The sequence below is a fragment of the Limnohabitans sp. genome, assembly GCF_031539175.1.
In the GTDB taxonomy this organism is placed as follows: domain Bacteria; phylum Pseudomonadota; class Gammaproteobacteria; order Burkholderiales; family Burkholderiaceae_C; genus Limnohabitans.
Genome location: NZ_JAVKLQ010000012.1, coordinates 22,749 through 38,167, shown reverse-complemented (window position 1 = coordinate 38,167; position 15,419 = coordinate 22,749). Strand labels below are relative to the sequence as shown.

The window sequence follows — 15,419 nt, the reverse complement described above, 5'->3', positions numbered from 1 at the left end:
ACGATGACCGCTGTCGACCAATACCGGATACTGATTAGGTCTTCAAAACAGCTCAAGGATTCAGTGATGCATTGTGCATTTCAGCATGCTCAACAATGAAATTAGCAATGCGCGTTATGTCGGCCAGCGCGATAACAGGCATGCCAAATGGAGCTGTCGAATCGTCGCTTGCCATTGTCATGACGCCAGGCACTGTGGGCCACAGTGGCGACTTGTTCAGCGCCGCACGCCAGACCTCCAGCTTGGGGAAATCACCCTGCTTGAACCCTTCAATCAGCACCAAATCACACGCTTGCAACTTGTCCAGTAATTGCGCCAGTGGCGGTTCAAGGTCTTCGCTCAGCTCGTGCATCAAAACCCATCTGCGTCGGCCCATGAGCAGCACTTCCTGACACCCTGTTTCACGCAGTCGGTAAGAGTCTTTGCCTGGCCGGTCCATGTCCAAATCTTTGTGGCTGTGCTTGATCACAGACACCACCAGCCCTCGGGCTTGCAACGCCGGAACCAAGTGTTCCAGCAGCGTGGTTTTGCCCATCCCAGAATGCCCTGCAATGCCAAATACGCGCATTTCAACTCCGCTGGCCTGGCTGCATTGGCTCGTCTTGGCCCATGATTTTTTCACCCGCTTGACGCACCGCACTTAACACTTCGCGCTGGAGCCGCTCACTGCGCATGGCGCGCGCAAGCATGACGGCGCCCACGTTCTGAGCCATGATGGCCCAAGCCGAATGGGCATCCCCTGTGAGGGCGGTCACATTGGCGTGAATGGCTTGAACGCCTTGTTCAAATGGCAATTTGACTTCGTCATCTGCGCGGGCAACCTCTGGCGTCAAAGACGGTAAAGGACAACCTGCGCCTGCGTTGTGCACATGTGCCAAGCTGAGATAAGCCGCGAGGGCTCGTGCGACCTGCACTGGATCGCTTGAATCGACCGAGGCATACATGTCTGCGGTGCGCTTGAGTTCTGCCTGGATGATGTTGACGAACAGATCCGACTTGCCCTTGAAGTGCTTGTACACAGAGCCCGTAGTCACGCCCGCTGCCGCGGCAAGATCGGCCAAGCCAGTGGCATTGAAGCCGTTCTGTTTGGCATGCCGACCACAGGCATGGAGCAGTTTTTCTCTTGCTTGCTCTTTGTATTCAGCGTTGTAGCGCATAGAAATTTCTAAAAATCTGTGTTGACAGTATTTGATGGCGTGACGTAGGATAACAGTCATTACCCCATTAATCAACCGCTATTGATTCAGGAATACATCGCCATGGAAACTGCTGAAACAGAAGGCTGGAAGAAATCCGCATGCATCATTTGCTCGATCAACTGCGGCTTGGAAATCAAGACGGAAAATGGGCGGATCACCAAGGTGAAGGGTGACAAGGACAACCCTGTTTCTCAAGGCTACATCTGCGAAAAATCGCAGCGAATGGACTTTTACCAAAACGGTGCTGACCGCATTGATACACCGAAACGCCGGAAGGCCGACGGTACCTACGAGAACATCGATTGGGACACGGCCATTCGCGAGATTGCCGAGAAGTTCAAGACCATCCAGCAGCAGCATGGCGGTGACAGCATCCTTTACTACGGTGGCGGCAGCCAAGGCAATCATTTGGGTGGGACGTATGCCGACAGCACCATCAAGGCACTGGGTATCCAGTACCGTTCCAACGCACTTGCACAAGAAAAGACGGGGGAAGGCTGGGTGCAAGGCAAGATGGCCGGAGCCCCGGTGCATGGCGACTTTGAGCACTGTGAGGTCGCCGTTTTTCTGGGCAAGAACCCGTGGCAATCGCATGGTTTTGCCCGCACACGTGTGATTTTGCGAGAGATTCAGAACGATCCGAACCGCGCCATGATCGTGATCGACCCCAGGCGCAGCGAGACAGCCAAAATGGCGGACTTCCACCTGGCCGTCAAGCCCGGAACAGATGCGTGGTGCCTGTCAGCCTTGTCGGCCATCCTGGTCCAAGAGAATTTGGTCGCCAAAGCCTGGCTGGATGAACACACCACCGGCTATGCAGCAGTAGAAGCGGCCATGCGAAAAATCAACGTCGCAGAATACGCGAAGATTTGCAGCGTGGATGAATCGATGCTGCGGTCTGCTGCACGACGAATTGCCAGTGCCCAAAGCGTGTCGATGATTGAAGACCTGGGTGTGCAAATGAGTTTGCATTCCACACTCAACAGCTACCTCAATCGCTTGGTCTGGCTGCTGACGGGCAACTATGCCAAGAAGGGGGCCAACAACGCGTTTGCACCGCTCCTCAATCTCTCGAACTCCACACGCAGCACATCCAAAAAATCGAACTCGGGCAAGCCCGCAGCGCCCCGAAAGTGGACGCACAGCCCAGTCACCCATTCCAAAGTGATCATGGGATTGATTCCGTGCAACGTCATTCCAGATGAAGTTTTGACGGAGCACCCCAAGCGGTTTCGGGCCATGTTCATCGAAAGTGCCAATCCAGTGCACTCATTGGCGGACAGTCAGCGCATGCGCCAATCGCTTCGTGCATTAGAGTTGAGTGTCGTGATCGATGTGGCCATGACAGAAACCGCGCGACAGGCCGACTATGTTTTGCCCGCCAGCAGCCAATTTGAAAAGGCTGAGGCCACGTTTTTCAATTTGGAGTTTCCACGCAACGGATTTCATTTGCGGCACCCTCACTTGCCGCCCAGGCCTGGCACGTTGACAGAGGCAGAAATACATGCACGCCTTCTGGAAGCGATGGGAGAGTTGGACGAAACCCATTACAGATTTTTACGCGGTGCAGCTCGCCTGGGGCGCACGGCGTTTGGCCTGGCCTTTGCCTGGAAATCGGCACGCGACAAAAAGGTGGTGCGGTATGCCCCTGTGGTGCTTTACCGCACTTTGGGGCCCAGCCTGCCAGCCAACTTGGCGCCAGCGGCCACTCTGTGGGGCATCAGCCAGATATACGTCCGCACGCAAGCTGCCGCTGCCAAGGGGGCTGGATTCGGCGGCCCGCCTTTGATCGCAGGCAATCGCTTGTTTGAAGCCATATTGAACAGCCCATCTGGCGTCATCTTTGGCGTGAGCCAATACAGAGACAGCTGGGACGCCGTGAAATTACCGGATCACAAAATCAATCTGAACATCCAGGAGATGCTGGACGAGTTGGCAACGATTGACAACAAATTGCCACACCACAGACCAGACTACCCCTTCATCTTGTGTGCCGGTGAACGCCGGGCAGAGACCAGCCAAACATCCATCCGCAATCCGGACTGGATGAAGAAGGGCGACTTCAGCGTCATGCGCATCCACCCCGAAGACGCCGCCATGCTGGGATGCACAGAGGGTGATTGGGTCCAACTCAAAACACCCCGTGGCAGCGCGAAAGCGCCCATTGAGTTGACGGACGAGTTACAGCGTGGCTATGTTTCCATGCCCAACGGACACGGCTTGGATTACCCCGGTGCCGATGGCATGTTGGCTCGCAGAGGAGTCTCTGTGAACGAACTCACCAACACCGCTGACCGCGACCCTTTTGCCGGAACGCCTTGGCACAAGTATGTGCCTGTTCATTTGGAACGACTTGCTCAAATCTAAGACAGTGCCGGAGACGCCATGACCCATGTTGTGACAGAGAGCTGCATCCAATGCAAATACACCGACTGTGTGGATGTTTGCCCAGTGGATTGCTTTGTGGAAGGGCCCAATTTTTTGGCCATTGATCCTGACGAATGCATCGATTGCGCGGTTTGCATACCTGAATGCCCTGTCAATGCGATCTATGCAGAGGAAGACCTTCCCGCAGACCAAGGGCACATGGTCGCCATCAATGCAGAGCTTTGCCAAACCCCTGGATGGAAGACCATCACCAAACGAAAGAGTCCACTTCCTGATGCCGAGGTCTGGAAAGATCGCAAGGGGAAGCTCGCGATGCTTCAACATTGAGAAAAGCCAGCTACACGTCTGCTTTCATTTAGCAAAGAGCACTATTCACAACTATGGGTCGATCTGAGGCCATCAATGACTATGAGCGATAGCTACCGAATAGCGTGTGAATTTTCAAATCACAAGCTGTTCTGCTCAAACACGAGAAACAGCGGTTTCAATCACAGGCGGCTGCAGCAAGGTTTGATAGACCATGCAATACCGTTCGGTTTGTTTGACCAGCAGCGCCACTTGCTCGTCGGTGGCGGGGGAATCAACCTCGAAGTGCAAGCGAATGTGGGTCACGCCCACCGGCACCTCTTTGTTGATGCCCAAAGCACCACGAATGTCGGATGCCCCGTGCACCTTGATCTTCACATCGTTGAACGGAATGCCCATGGCCGTCGCGACCAAATTGAAGGTCAAACCCGCACAACCCACCAAGGCCTCCAACAAGATGTCTATCGAACACGCTTCGCTGCCGTCGCCTCCCACGGCCGGGTGCATGCCAGCCACGACGGGGCCTTGCAAGGTGTCGATGCGACAGGCGGGATGGTCCAGCAACAAAGCGCCCGTGACGCAGCTGTGAATCACAGCGGTCTCAGGCGAGGCCTTGTACTTCGCCTTGAAAGGCGCTTGAATTTCGCGCAGTTCGTCAGAGGTCATGTCTAGCTCCCCGTGTTTGGCTGCTTTATTGGTCGTAGCCTGGATTCAACCGGTCCAAGCGGCGCAACAGGGCTGGCCAGGCCAGTTGTCCTGCCGAGCCTCGGCCTTGCCCCTGCTGCAGACGCATGGCCGTTTCCACGCCGTCCAACACCGTTTGCGGCACCCTATTGAGTTCACCGCCCGCTTGTGCGCTGATTTGAATTTGGCAGGTGGACTCCAAAAAGTACATCGCCAAAAAGGCGTCTGCCACCGTTTTGCCCACCGTCAACAAACCGTGGTTGCGCAGCACCATGTAGTTGCTGCTGCCCATGTCGGCCTTCAGGCGGGCCCGCTCGTCGTCGTGCACCGCCAAGCCTTCGTAGTCGTGGTAGCACAGCGAGCTCATCAACAGCGTGGCTTGCTGCGAAATAGGCAACACACCCGCCTTTTGCGCACTCACAGCCACACCCGCGCGCGAGTGGGTGTGCAACACACACGCAGCGTCATGTCGCGCTTCGTGGATGGTGCTGTGAATCACAAAGCCCGCACGGTTCACACTGAACTCCGACGGCGTGATTTGGTTGCCCGCCATGTCAATGCGAATCAACGACGAAGCGGTGATCTCATCGAACATCAAGCCATAGGGATTGATCAAGAACTGCGGCGAATCACCCGACACGCTGTCAGGCAACTTGGCGCTGATGTGCGTGAAGATCAAATCGCTCATGCCGTACATGGCCACGAGGCGATAACACGCCGCAAGGTCTACACGCAAAGCCCACTCTTCGGGGCTGACTTGGTTTTTCAATGAAGGTATTTGCATGAGAAAAGGATATCAGCCTTCGCTCACCTCATGTGACGCCATCAGCTCTAGGGATTTCACCAAGGCAGAGTGGTCAAGTTGATCCCACCCGTGCGCGGCGCACACCTGCATGAGCTGTGCAGCCGACGCCGTTTGTGGCAAGGCCACGCCCATGGCCTTGGCGCCGCTGAGCGCCAAACCCAAATCTTTTTGATGCAAGGCGATGCGAAAACCTGGGTTGAACGTGCGTTTGATCATGCGCTCGCCATGCACTTCCAAAATGCGGCTAGACGCAAAACCACCCATCAAGGCGGCGCGTACTTTGGCTGGATCGGCACCGGCTTTGCTGGCGAACAGCAAGGCCTCGCCCACGGCTGCGATGTTGAGTGCGACGATGATTTGGTTGGCCACCTTGGTGGTTTGACCATCGCCATTGCCGCCCACATGGGTGATGTTTTTGCCCATCAACTCGAACAGTGGTTTGACTCGCTCAAACGTGGCGTCAGTGCCACCGACCATGATGGTCAAGCTGGCAGCCTTGGCCCCCACCTCACCGCCCGACACGGGCGCATCCAGATACTCCGCACCTGCTGCGTTGACTTTTTGTGCAAACGCTTTGGTTTCAATGGGGGAGATCGAGCTCATGTCCACCACCACTTTGCCAGCGCTCAGTCCTTCAACCACGCCGTCTTTGCCAAACAACACGGTCTGCACATCGGGGGTGTCGGGCAACATCAAAAAGATGATGTCTGCCGCGCGCGCCACGTCTGCATTGGTAGCGCACACCGTGGCGCCTGCGAGTTCGGCGGGTACTTTGCTGCGCGTACGAACGAACAGTTCGTGCTTGGCGGCCAAAAGATGCTGTGCCATGGGTGAACCCATGATGCCTAAGCCGATGAATCCAATTTTCATATGTTTCCTTTTTGAGTCACTGTGTGAGAAAGCCGAAATCAATCAGTCCGCGGTGATAGCGCGGTCTTTGATCACGGCGGTGTAACGTTTGCGATCGGTGTCAATGAGTTTGCTGAAATCAGCAGGTGATGTGGCTTTGGGAATGCCGCCTAAATCGATCAAACGATTCTTGACCTCCGGCAACTCCACAACGTCTCGGATGTCTGCAGAAATTTTTTCAACCAAAGCTGTTGGCGTTCCTGCTGGTGCCAGCAAACCAATCCAGCTGATGGCGTTGAATCCAGGAATACTGCTTTCTGCCAGCGTGGGCACATCGGGCAAGGCACTCACGCGCTGCTCGCTAGTGACCGCAAGGGCGCGCAATTTACCTGCCTTGATGTGTCCACTGGCCTCTAGCACGGTCATGAATGAAAGCTGAACGTTGCCCGCCAACAAGTCGGTGATGGCCGGTCCACCGCCTCGGTAAGGCACGTGAACGATGAAGGTGCCCGTGGCGTCTTTGAACAATTCAGCAGCAAGGTGTGGCCCACCACCAGCACCCGAACTGCTGTAGTTCAATTTACCGGGTTGGCTTTTGGCAAGCGCGATAAATTCTTTGTCAGACTTTGCCGCAACCGATGGGTTGATCATCATCGCCAAAGGCAGTTCTGCCACGAGCGAAAGAGGTGCAAATGCTTTGTCGGGGTCGTAAAGTAGTTTTTTGTACAACGCTGGATTGATGGCTTGCGTGCCCACATTGCCCATCAACAGGGTGTAGCCATCAGGTTTGGCTTTCGCCACAAAATCGGCGCCGACTTGTCCCGCCGCACCACCTTTGTTGTCAATGGTGACAGGCTGTCCCCACTTCACGCTGAGTTTTTGCCCAACGATGCGGGCCCCTGTATCGGTACCGCCCCCAGGCGGAAACGGCACCACGATGGTGACGGGTTTGTCTGGCCATGCCCAAGCGGACGTGATCGACAACGCACACAAAGCAACGGCAATGAAGAGGCGTGAATGCATTGTCATGAGGTGATCCGTGTTCTGTTAACGCACCATGCACGGGCGTTTGTGGTCAAACTTCCAGCCCGGAATCAGGTACTGCATGGCCGTGGCGTCGTCACGCGAGCCCAAGCCGTGTTGCAAGTACAACTGATGCGCAGCTTCGACTTTGGCCATGTCCAAAGCAATGCCCAAACCTGGTTTTTGCGGCACTTGCACATGGCCATCCACGATCTGCAAGGGCTCTTGGGTGAGGCCTTGGCCGTCTTGCCAAATCCAATGCGTGTCGATGGCCGTGACTTTGCCCGGTGCCGCCGCCGCCACATGGGTGAACATGGCCAGCGACACATCGAAATGGTTGTTGGAATGCGAGCCCCAGGTCAGGCCCCAGTCGCGGCAGGTTTGCGCCACGCGCACCGAGCCCGCCATGGTCCAGAAATGCGGATCGGCCAAGGGAATGTCCACGCTTTGCAGCGACAACGAATGCACCATCTGACGCCAATCGGTGGCCACCATGTTGGTGGCGGTGGGCAAACCGGTTTCGCGGCGGAATTCAGCCATCACTTCGCGACCACTGAACCCTTCTTCAGCACCGCAGGGGTCCTCGGCGTAGGCCACCACACCGCGCATGTCGCGCATCAAGCGAATGGCATCTTTGAGCAACCAGCCGCCGTTGGGGTCTAAGGTGACACGGGCTTGTGGGAAGCGTGCGTGCAAGGCACGAACGGCTTCAATTTCAGCCTCGCCTGCCAAGACACCGCCTTTGAGTTTGAAATCGTTGAACCCGTATTTTTCGCGCGCCGCTTCGGCCAAACGCACCACCGATTCGGGGGTCATGGCTTTTTCGTTGCGCAAGCGGAACCACGCATTGTCGGCATCGGCCTCTTGACGATACGGCAAATCGGTTTGCGTGCGATCGCCAACGAAGAACAGGTAACCCAGCATCTCCACCGAACTGCGTTGTTGACCCTCGCCCAAAAGCGCAGCCACTGGCACATTCAAGTGTTGACCCAGCAAATCCAGCAAGGCCGACTCCACCGCCGTGATGGCATGGATGGTGGTGCGCAAGTCAAAGGTTTGCAAGCCACGTCCACCGACATCGCGGTCGGCAAAACGGGTGCGCATGGCATTGAGCACCGCTTGCACATTGCCGATGCTTTGTCCCACCACCAACTCGGTCGCCTCTTCCAGCGTGGCGCGAATTTTTTCACCGCCTGGCACTTCACCGATGCCTGTGCGGCCCGCGTTGTCCGTCAGGATGAGAATGTTGCGGGTAAAAAATGCGCCGTGTGCGCCTGAGAGGTTGAGCAACATACTGTCATGCCCCGCGACAGGGATGACACGCAGTTGGGTGATGACAGGGGCTTGCGTCACAGTGGTATTGGCCATAAATCGTTCAGTCTGCTTTGATGTTGCGGGTTTCAATCAGCTTCTTCCAACGCGCAAACTCTGCCGCTTGAAATGCCGTGAATTGCTCAGGCGTGTTGGCCACAATTTCAAACCCCAACTCCAACAGTTTGGGTTTGACTTGCGGGTCGTTCAAGGCCGACACAATGGCGGCATGCAACTTGGCTTTGATGTCTGCAGGCAAGCCTTTTGGCGCTGCAATGGCTTGCCAAGAGTTGACATTGGCGTCTTTGATGCCCAACTCTTCCAACGACGGCACATTGGGCAACAAGGGCGAGCGCTTGGCGCTGGTGATCGAGAGCGCACGCAACTTGCCCGCCACGATTTGCGGCATGGCCGTGTTGATGTTCATGAACGATGAGTCGACTTGCGCTCCGAGCAAATCGGTCATCACGGGGCCACCGCCTTTGTAAGGCACGTGGATGCCCGTGGTGCCAGTTTGCAGCCAAAACAACTCGGCCGTCAGGTGGTCGCTGCTGCCATTGCCCGAAGAGGCAAAGGTCATTTTGTTGGGATTGGCTTTTTGGAAAGCAATCACATCGGCCATCGATTTAAAGGGCGAACTCGCAGGCACCACCAACACGTTGGGCGCCTGCACGGCGACGGTGATGTAGTCAAAGTCCTTCAAGGCGTCGTAAGGCACTTTGGTCAACAAGTGGGGGGCGATCACAAAAGGGCCTAAGGAAGACACAAACAAGGTGTGGCCATCGGGGGCTGCGCGGGTGACAAAGCCCGCGCCAATCGTGCCTGTGGCACCGGCTTTGTTGTCGGTGATGAAGGTGCCACCCAGTTTCTCTTGCAGCTTGGGTGCCAAGGTGCGAGCGATCAAATCGGTAGAGCCACCAGGTGGAAAAGGCACCACCAAGGTGACGTTTTTGTCAGGCCAAGCGTGGGCCGCCGTCACGGTCAAGAAACCCGCGAGACAAGCCATTAAAAAGTTGCGTTTTTTCATAGAGAAGTCTCTCTTTCTTTGAAATCAACCGAGCGCATTCGCGCCACGGGTGTTGGTGTAAATGGCATACAGCGAGTGGCTGCTGGCCATGAAAAGTCGGTTGTTTTTGGCGCCGCCAAAACAGACGTTGGCGCAACGCTCAGGCAAATGGATGTGGCCAATGGCGCTGCCATCTGGGGCAAAGACACGCACGCCGTCGAGCTGTTCAGGGTTGCCGTGTGCCGAGCCATCGCTGCCCCAGCCACACCAAAGGTTGCCGTCCGCATCGACCGCAATACCGTCCAAGGCACCAGGGCCTTGGGCATCGATGACCAACCGTTGATTGGTGAGCCCTCCCTCTGCGTCCACGTCATACGCCCACACTTGACGGTGCGGTTTGGCACGGCTCGCGACGACATAGAGCACCGACTCGTCGGGCGAAAACGCCAAACCGTTGGGTCCTGGCACATCGGTCAACACCTGTTGCAATGCACCCGTTTGAGGCGCGATGCGGTACACCGCATGCGGCAACTCGGCAGGCGCAGGGTCGCCCTCCCAATCACCGGCAATGCCAAACGGGGGGTCGGTGAACCACACTGCGCCATTGCTTTGGCAAATGATGTCGTTGGGTGAATTGAGGCGCTTGCCTTCAAAGCGATCGGCCAGCACGGTGATGCGGCCGTCGTACTCCGTGCGTGTGATGCGCCGCGATTGGTGCTCACAGGTCAACAATCGCCCTTGCCGATCGCGCGTCAAACCATTGGCGTTGTGCGAGGGCGTGCGAAATTCACTCACCTGCCCTGAGGCTTCATCCCAACGCAAGATGCGGTTACCGGGAATGTCAGACACCAACAGGTAGCGACCATCACCAAACCACACAGGGCCTTCAGCCCAACGCATGCCGCTGAAGAGCTGCTCCACGCTGCTGCTAAACACGCGCAGTTTGTGAAACCGCTCGTCCAACACCTCGATGCGCGGATCAGGGTAGCGAGGGCTGGTAGCAAAGGGGATGGAAGGACCTTGGTTCATACGGGTGTGTCAGTTCAGGTGAATGGGCCGTGGGGCTTATTTCAAAATCAAGTTGGGCAGCCACATCGAGAACGAGGGCACGTAAGTCACCAGCATCAAAGCAGCAATCAAGCCACCGTAAAACGGCCAAATGGTTTTCATCACCGTGCCCACCGACACACCGCCAATGGTGCAACCCACAAACTGGGTGGTGCCCACAGGTGGGGTGTTCAGGCCTAAGGCGCAATTGATGAGCATGACGATGCCGAACTGCTCGGTGCTCATGCCCATTTGCTGGCAGATGGGTAAAAAGATGGGCGTACAAATCAGAATCGTGGCGGCCATGTCGAGAAAAGTACCCAACACAAACAAGATCACGTTCACACACAAGAAGATGACCCAAGGTGTGCTGCTGAAGCCTGACAACAAATTACCCGTCAACTCAGCCACGCCATACAAACCAATCAAGTAGCCAAACATGGAGCTGATGCCAATCAGCAACAGAACCGCACCCGTGCTCTTGACCGCTTTAGAGGCTGCTTTCATCAACTGGTCACGCGTGAGTTTTTTGTAAACCACCGCGGCTAAGAACAAGGCCCACACCACCGCAACCGAGGCTGATTCCGTCGCCGTGAACGCCCCCGACAAAATGCCCACGATGATGATGACCACCACAAACAAACCTGGCAGCGACTGCACAAACGAGTGCCCCACCACCGCCCAACCGGGGAAGGTGCCTGCGGGGTAACCACGCTTCACCGCCACCGCATACGCAGCCACCAAGTTACAAATGGTCAACACAATGGCTGGCACGATGCCCGCCAAAATCAAAGCTGCAATGCTCACCTTGCCACTGGCTGCCAACGTGAAGATGATGAGGTTGTGGCTGGTCGGCATCAACGCGCCCACCAAGGAAGCATGGGTGGTGACGTTGACCGCGTAGTCGGCGTCGTAGCCCTCTTTTTTCATTTGTGGAATCAGCACGGCGCCCATGGCCGACACGTCCGCCACAGGCGAGCCCGACACGCCACCAAACAAGGTGCACGCCAACACATTGCTCATGCCCAAGCCACCGCGCACATGACCTGCGAGCGATTTGGCGAAATCCACGATCTTGTCGGCAATGCCGCCATACATCATGATCTCGCCGGCAAAAATGAAGAACGGAATGGCGAGGAACGAAAACGGGTTCATGCCCGAAATCATTTGCTGAAAGCCCACCGCCAGCGGCAAGCCCTCGTAAAACAGCGTCGCCAATGACGACAGGCCAATCGAGAACGCCACAGGCACACCCAACAGCAGCAACAGCGTGAAGCTCACGCACAAAATAGTCAATGCCATGCGGGTTCTACCTCGTCACCGCGCAACAAGGCGATGATGTGTTCCAACGAAAACAAAGCAATCAAGACGCCCGCCAAAGCAGGTGGGGCGTACTTGAAAGCTTCGGACAATCCCAAGGTCGGGATCTTGTAGTCCCACACGCTTTGCGCCAACACCGCGCAGTTGTAGGCCATGATCAGGCCAAACACCAGCACGAGGGCGTGAATGAGCAGCTCCATCTTCAAGCGCACGCTCTCAGGCACGAGCACCAACAAAGACTCCAAGCCAATATGGCCCGCGTCGCGCACCCCAACAGCCATGCCCAGCATGGTCACGTAGAGCACCAACAACACGGCCCCACTCTCCGCCCAAGTGGGCGTGTCGTTGAACACGTAGCGCCCAACGACTTGGTAAAGCACGGCAGCAATCAGCAGCCCCAGGCCACCGACGCCCACCTTCAAACAAAACCGCGCTAAGGCGGCACAAAAGCGTGTGTACATGAACGGCTCAGTTACTTGACAGCGTTGATGCGCTTGACCATGTCTTGGAGTTTGGGGTCCTTCAAGAACTTGTCATACACCGGCTTCATGGCGTTTTGGAAAGCGACTTTGTCCACTTCCACAATTTCAGCACCGCCGGCTTTCACAATCGCCAACGACTTGGCTTCACGCTCATCCCACAGCTTGCGCATGTACGTCACCGACTCTTTGGCAGCCGCACGGATTTGCTTTTGATCTTCAGCGGACAGGGTGTCCCACACCTTCTTAGAGAACAACAAAATCTCGGGTGCCATCGAGTGCTCGGTCTTGTTGTAGTACTTGGCCACTTCGAAGTGGCGTGAGCTCTCATATGAGGGGTAGTTGTTTTCAGCGGCATCGACCAAACCGGTTTTCAGTGCGGTGTACACCTCGCCATAAGGCATGGGCGTGGCATTGGCGCCCATCGCTTCCAGCACAGACACCCACAAATCGCTTTGCTGCACGCGCACCTTCAAGCCTTTGGCATCGGCCAAGGTTTTGATGGGTTTCTTCACGGTGTAGATCGAACGGGCACCTGAGTCATAGAACGCCAAACCGACGAAGCCCTGAGGTTCGCAGTCTTTCAAAATTTCTTCACCAATCGCGCCATCCAAGACCTTGCGCATGTGCTCGATCGAGCGGAACAAGAACGGCATGGTGGGCACCATGGTGGCCGCGCAGATGTTGTTCATGGGGGCGACGTTGACGCGGGTCATGGCGATGGCGCCGAGCTTGGTTTGTTCGATCGTGTCTTTTTCTTGACCCAAGGTGGACTTAGAGAACACCTTGATGCTGTGCTTGCCATTGGTGGCCTTGCTCAGCTCTTCACTCATGTGGCGCACCGCTTGCACTGTGGGGTAGTCATCGGGGTGCGTGTCGGACGAACGGAACTCGGTGGCGTTGGCCGACATGGCGAACATCGAAGCAGCGGCCGTGGCCACCAAGGTCTGAATCAGGCTGAAGCGTTTTGTCATGGTGTTGTCTCCTGTTGTGTTGTCTAAAAAAATCAAAAAGGACCCGCTTTGACAAAGCCGCCACCTTGGTAAATCACGGCGGGGTCGTTCAAATCGAGAATCGGCTGACGCGCTTCGGCATCCGCACGGAATGGCTCGGAGCTGTCTTGCGGGCGGTAGCCGATGTGCTTGCCGGGTGTGTTGTCCCACCACACATGGTGGTTGTCAGACATGCCGTAAATCACGCTGTAGCCCACGACAGGTGAGCTGAGACTGGCGACCACCAAACGCTCCAAGTCGTCGTAGCTCATCCACGTGGCAAGCATGCGGCGGTCTTTGGGCTCTGGGAATGAGGAGCCAATGCGCAGCGCCACGGTCTCGATGCCGTAACGGTCAAAGTAAAAACGGGCCAAGTTTTCGCCAAACGCTTTGCTCAAGCCGTAGTAACCATCGGGTCGCACGGGCATGGTGGCGTCCACCACCTCGTCTTGGCGATAAAAGCCCGTCACGTGGTTGGAGCTGGCAAACACAATGCGGCGTGTGCCGTGAATGCGAGCGGCTTCGTACAAGTTGTAGGCGCCAATGATGTTGGCTTGCACGATGTCGTCAAACGGTTGCTCGGTGGAGATACCACCCAAATGCACCACCGCATCCACACCTTGCAACATTTGCATCACGGCAGGGCGATCTTGCAAAGCGACATGCATCACCTCTTCAGCAACGCCCGCATCGCCCAAATTTGACAAGTCACTGACGCGCAACACATCGCAACGGTTTTTCAAACGTGGGCGCAGCACGCGGCCCAAACCACCTGATGCGCCCGTCAATAGCAAACGCGAGTACATATGTGATGAGGTTGATGCCATGGAAGCCACTTTGAGTTGAGGTGATGTTGAGCTGCGGGTGATTTTTGACAATCACTTCATTTGGTAGCGCTACCAAATGAATTTAAAGGGATGGTAACGAGGGAAAAACTGACCGTCAATGGTTTTAGCCTAGGGTTTTCGCTAGGGCCGTGCTGTCGCGCTCGATGATCGAGAAACCCACGTCGACGATGCGAGGGTCCACAGGTCGACTCTCCGCACGATCGATCAAAAAGCGAGCAGCCAACTCGCCTATTTGCCCCCCATTGATGCGCACGGTAGTGAGCGCAGGCACCATGTCGGCCACAAACGGCACATCGCCAAAACCCATCACGGCCACATCGCTGGGCACGGACATCCCGCGAGCGCGAGCCTCCGTCATCACACCCAAGGCCAACAAGTCGGAGCTGCAAAACACAGCCTCCACACCCGGTGCCTCAGTCAAAATGCGGGCCATCGCATCGCGCCCGCTTTTGAGGGAGCGCGAGGCCCCCACATTCACGTCAAAAACAGGGGGGAAACCGCGTTGCGCCACCGCGTCTTGAAAGGCCACCGTACGGCGGTCGGCACGCTCATCTTCAGCGCGCACAATTGCAAACTTTTGATAGCCTTTGTTCATCAAGAATTGAGCCACTTCACGCCCAATGTCCGAGTGAGAGAAGCCAATCAGCATGTCAATCGGCGTGGGCGTTAAGTCCCACGTTTCGACCACAGGAATACCCGAGGCCAACAAACGTGTGCGGGCCCTGCCTGGCGGCAAAATGCCCGTCAAAAAAATGCCATCTGGACGACGCCCAATGATGGCCTCAAGCAACAGTTCCTCGCGCTCGGCAGAATAGCCCGATTGACCCAACATGAGCTGGTACCCCGCGTCAAACAAAGTGCCGTTCAACGACTCGATGGTTTCCATGAACACCGATACCACCGTGCTGGGTACCACGGCTGCAATGAGGCGACTGCGAGACGACGCCAAGCCGCCCGCCATGCGGTTGGGCACATAGCCCGTGCGCTGCACGGCCTCTTGCACTTTGCGCAACACCTCGGGCGACACCTGCCCCGGCGTGTTGATGGCACGCGAGGCGGTGATAGGCGCCACGCCCGCCAGCATGGCCACATCGCGCAAGGTGATGGCACCGCTGCTGCGGCGAGAACGTTTGGGGTTGTCTTTGTCAATCATGTCGCTCAC

General features: G+C 56.4%; 16 protein-coding genes. 2 read left to right on the top strand and 14 right to left on the bottom strand.

The features are described from left to right. Positions 1 to 52 precede the first annotated feature (52 nt). Positions 53 to 568 carry a molybdopterin-guanine dinucleotide biosynthesis protein B gene (gene mobB, locus RMS95_RS02710; protein WP_310643360.1) on the bottom strand — a complete coding sequence of 172 codons (516 nt, stop codon included), beginning with the start codon at positions 566 to 568 and terminating at the stop codon, positions 53 to 55. A 1-nt stretch (position 569) separates the two neighbouring features. After that, positions 570 to 1,157, bottom strand: a complete 588-nt coding sequence (locus tag RMS95_RS02705; RefSeq protein ID WP_310643358.1) for a TetR/AcrR family transcriptional regulator — start codon at positions 1,155 to 1,157, stop codon at positions 570 to 572. A gap of 102 nt (positions 1,158 to 1,259) precedes the next feature. Here RMS95_RS02705 and RMS95_RS02700 point away from each other — a divergent pair, with 102 nt between their 5' ends. Both RMS95_RS02700 and fdxA read left to right on the top strand, forming a co-directional pair. Continuing rightward, positions 1,260 to 3,566: a molybdopterin-dependent oxidoreductase gene (locus tag RMS95_RS02700; protein WP_310643356.1), complete on the top strand. Its 2,307-nt coding sequence runs from the start codon at positions 1,260 to 1,262 to the stop codon at positions 3,564 to 3,566. A gap of 18 nt (positions 3,567 to 3,584) precedes the next feature. After that, entirely contained in the window at positions 3,585 to 3,914 is a 330-nt protein-coding gene (gene fdxA / locus RMS95_RS02695; RefSeq protein ID WP_310643355.1) for a ferredoxin FdxA, read from the top strand. A 135-nt stretch (positions 3,915 to 4,049) separates the two neighbouring features. On the opposite strand, the gene RMS95_RS02690 is transcribed toward fdxA, so the two are convergent. The 12 genes from RMS95_RS02690 to RMS95_RS02635 form a co-directional block, all read right to left on the bottom strand. Then, entirely contained in the window at positions 4,050 to 4,559 is a 510-nt protein-coding gene (locus tag RMS95_RS02690; RefSeq protein ID WP_310643353.1) for an OsmC family protein, read from the bottom strand. A 25-nt stretch (positions 4,560 to 4,584) separates the two neighbouring features. Then, positions 4,585 to 5,361: a class II aldolase/adducin family protein gene (locus RMS95_RS02685; protein WP_310643351.1), complete on the bottom strand. Its 777-nt coding sequence runs from the start codon at positions 5,359 to 5,361 to the stop codon at positions 4,585 to 4,587. Positions 5,362 to 5,373: 12 nt separating this feature from the next. After that, positions 5,374 to 6,252, bottom strand: a complete 879-nt coding sequence (locus RMS95_RS02680; RefSeq protein WP_310643349.1) for a 2-hydroxy-3-oxopropionate reductase — start codon at positions 6,250 to 6,252, stop codon at positions 5,374 to 5,376. A gap of 42 nt (positions 6,253 to 6,294) precedes the next feature. Next, a complete protein-coding gene (locus RMS95_RS02675) occupies positions 6,295 to 7,260 on the bottom strand; it encodes a tripartite tricarboxylate transporter substrate binding protein (RefSeq protein WP_310643347.1) in 966 nt (321 codons plus the stop codon). 18 nt (positions 7,261 to 7,278) lie between these two features. Then, positions 7,279 to 8,622: a glucarate dehydratase gene (gene gudD, locus RMS95_RS02670; protein WP_310643346.1), complete on the bottom strand. Its 1,344-nt coding sequence runs from the start codon at positions 8,620 to 8,622 to the stop codon at positions 7,279 to 7,281. A 7-nt stretch (positions 8,623 to 8,629) separates the two neighbouring features. Then, positions 8,630 to 9,592, bottom strand: a complete 963-nt coding sequence (locus RMS95_RS02665; RefSeq protein ID WP_310643344.1) for a tripartite tricarboxylate transporter substrate binding protein — start codon at positions 9,590 to 9,592, stop codon at positions 8,630 to 8,632. A gap of 24 nt (positions 9,593 to 9,616) precedes the next feature. Then, the gene (locus RMS95_RS02660) at positions 9,617 to 10,600 is read right to left on the bottom strand and encodes an SMP-30/gluconolactonase/LRE family protein (RefSeq protein ID WP_310643342.1); all 984 of its coding nucleotides are present in this window, start codon (positions 10,598 to 10,600) and stop codon (positions 9,617 to 9,619) included. A 36-nt stretch (positions 10,601 to 10,636) separates the two neighbouring features. Next, positions 10,637 to 11,920 (bottom strand): TRAP transporter large permease, encoded by a 1,284-nt coding sequence (locus RMS95_RS02655; RefSeq protein WP_310643341.1) that lies wholly within the window; start codon positions 11,918 to 11,920, stop codon positions 10,637 to 10,639. After that, complete coding sequence (locus RMS95_RS02650; RefSeq protein WP_310643339.1) at positions 11,911 to 12,399, bottom strand: TRAP transporter small permease; 489 nt, start codon at positions 12,397 to 12,399, stop codon at positions 11,911 to 11,913. Before RMS95_RS02650 ends, RMS95_RS02655 begins: the two co-directional genes overlap by 10 nt. Before the next feature lie 11 nt (positions 12,400 to 12,410). Next, complete coding sequence (locus tag RMS95_RS02645; protein ID WP_405023352.1) at positions 12,411 to 13,337, bottom strand: TRAP transporter substrate-binding protein; 927 nt, start codon at positions 13,335 to 13,337, stop codon at positions 12,411 to 12,413. Between the two features lie 86 nt (positions 13,338 to 13,423). Then, a complete protein-coding gene (locus RMS95_RS02640; RefSeq protein WP_310643337.1) occupies positions 13,424 to 14,236 on the bottom strand; it encodes an NAD(P)-dependent oxidoreductase in 813 nt (270 codons plus the stop codon). A 124-nt stretch (positions 14,237 to 14,360) separates the two neighbouring features. Then, positions 14,361 to 15,410 (bottom strand): LacI family DNA-binding transcriptional regulator, encoded by a 1,050-nt coding sequence (locus tag RMS95_RS02635; protein ID WP_310643335.1) that lies wholly within the window; start codon positions 15,408 to 15,410, stop codon positions 14,361 to 14,363. Positions 15,411 to 15,419 lie beyond the last annotated feature (9 nt).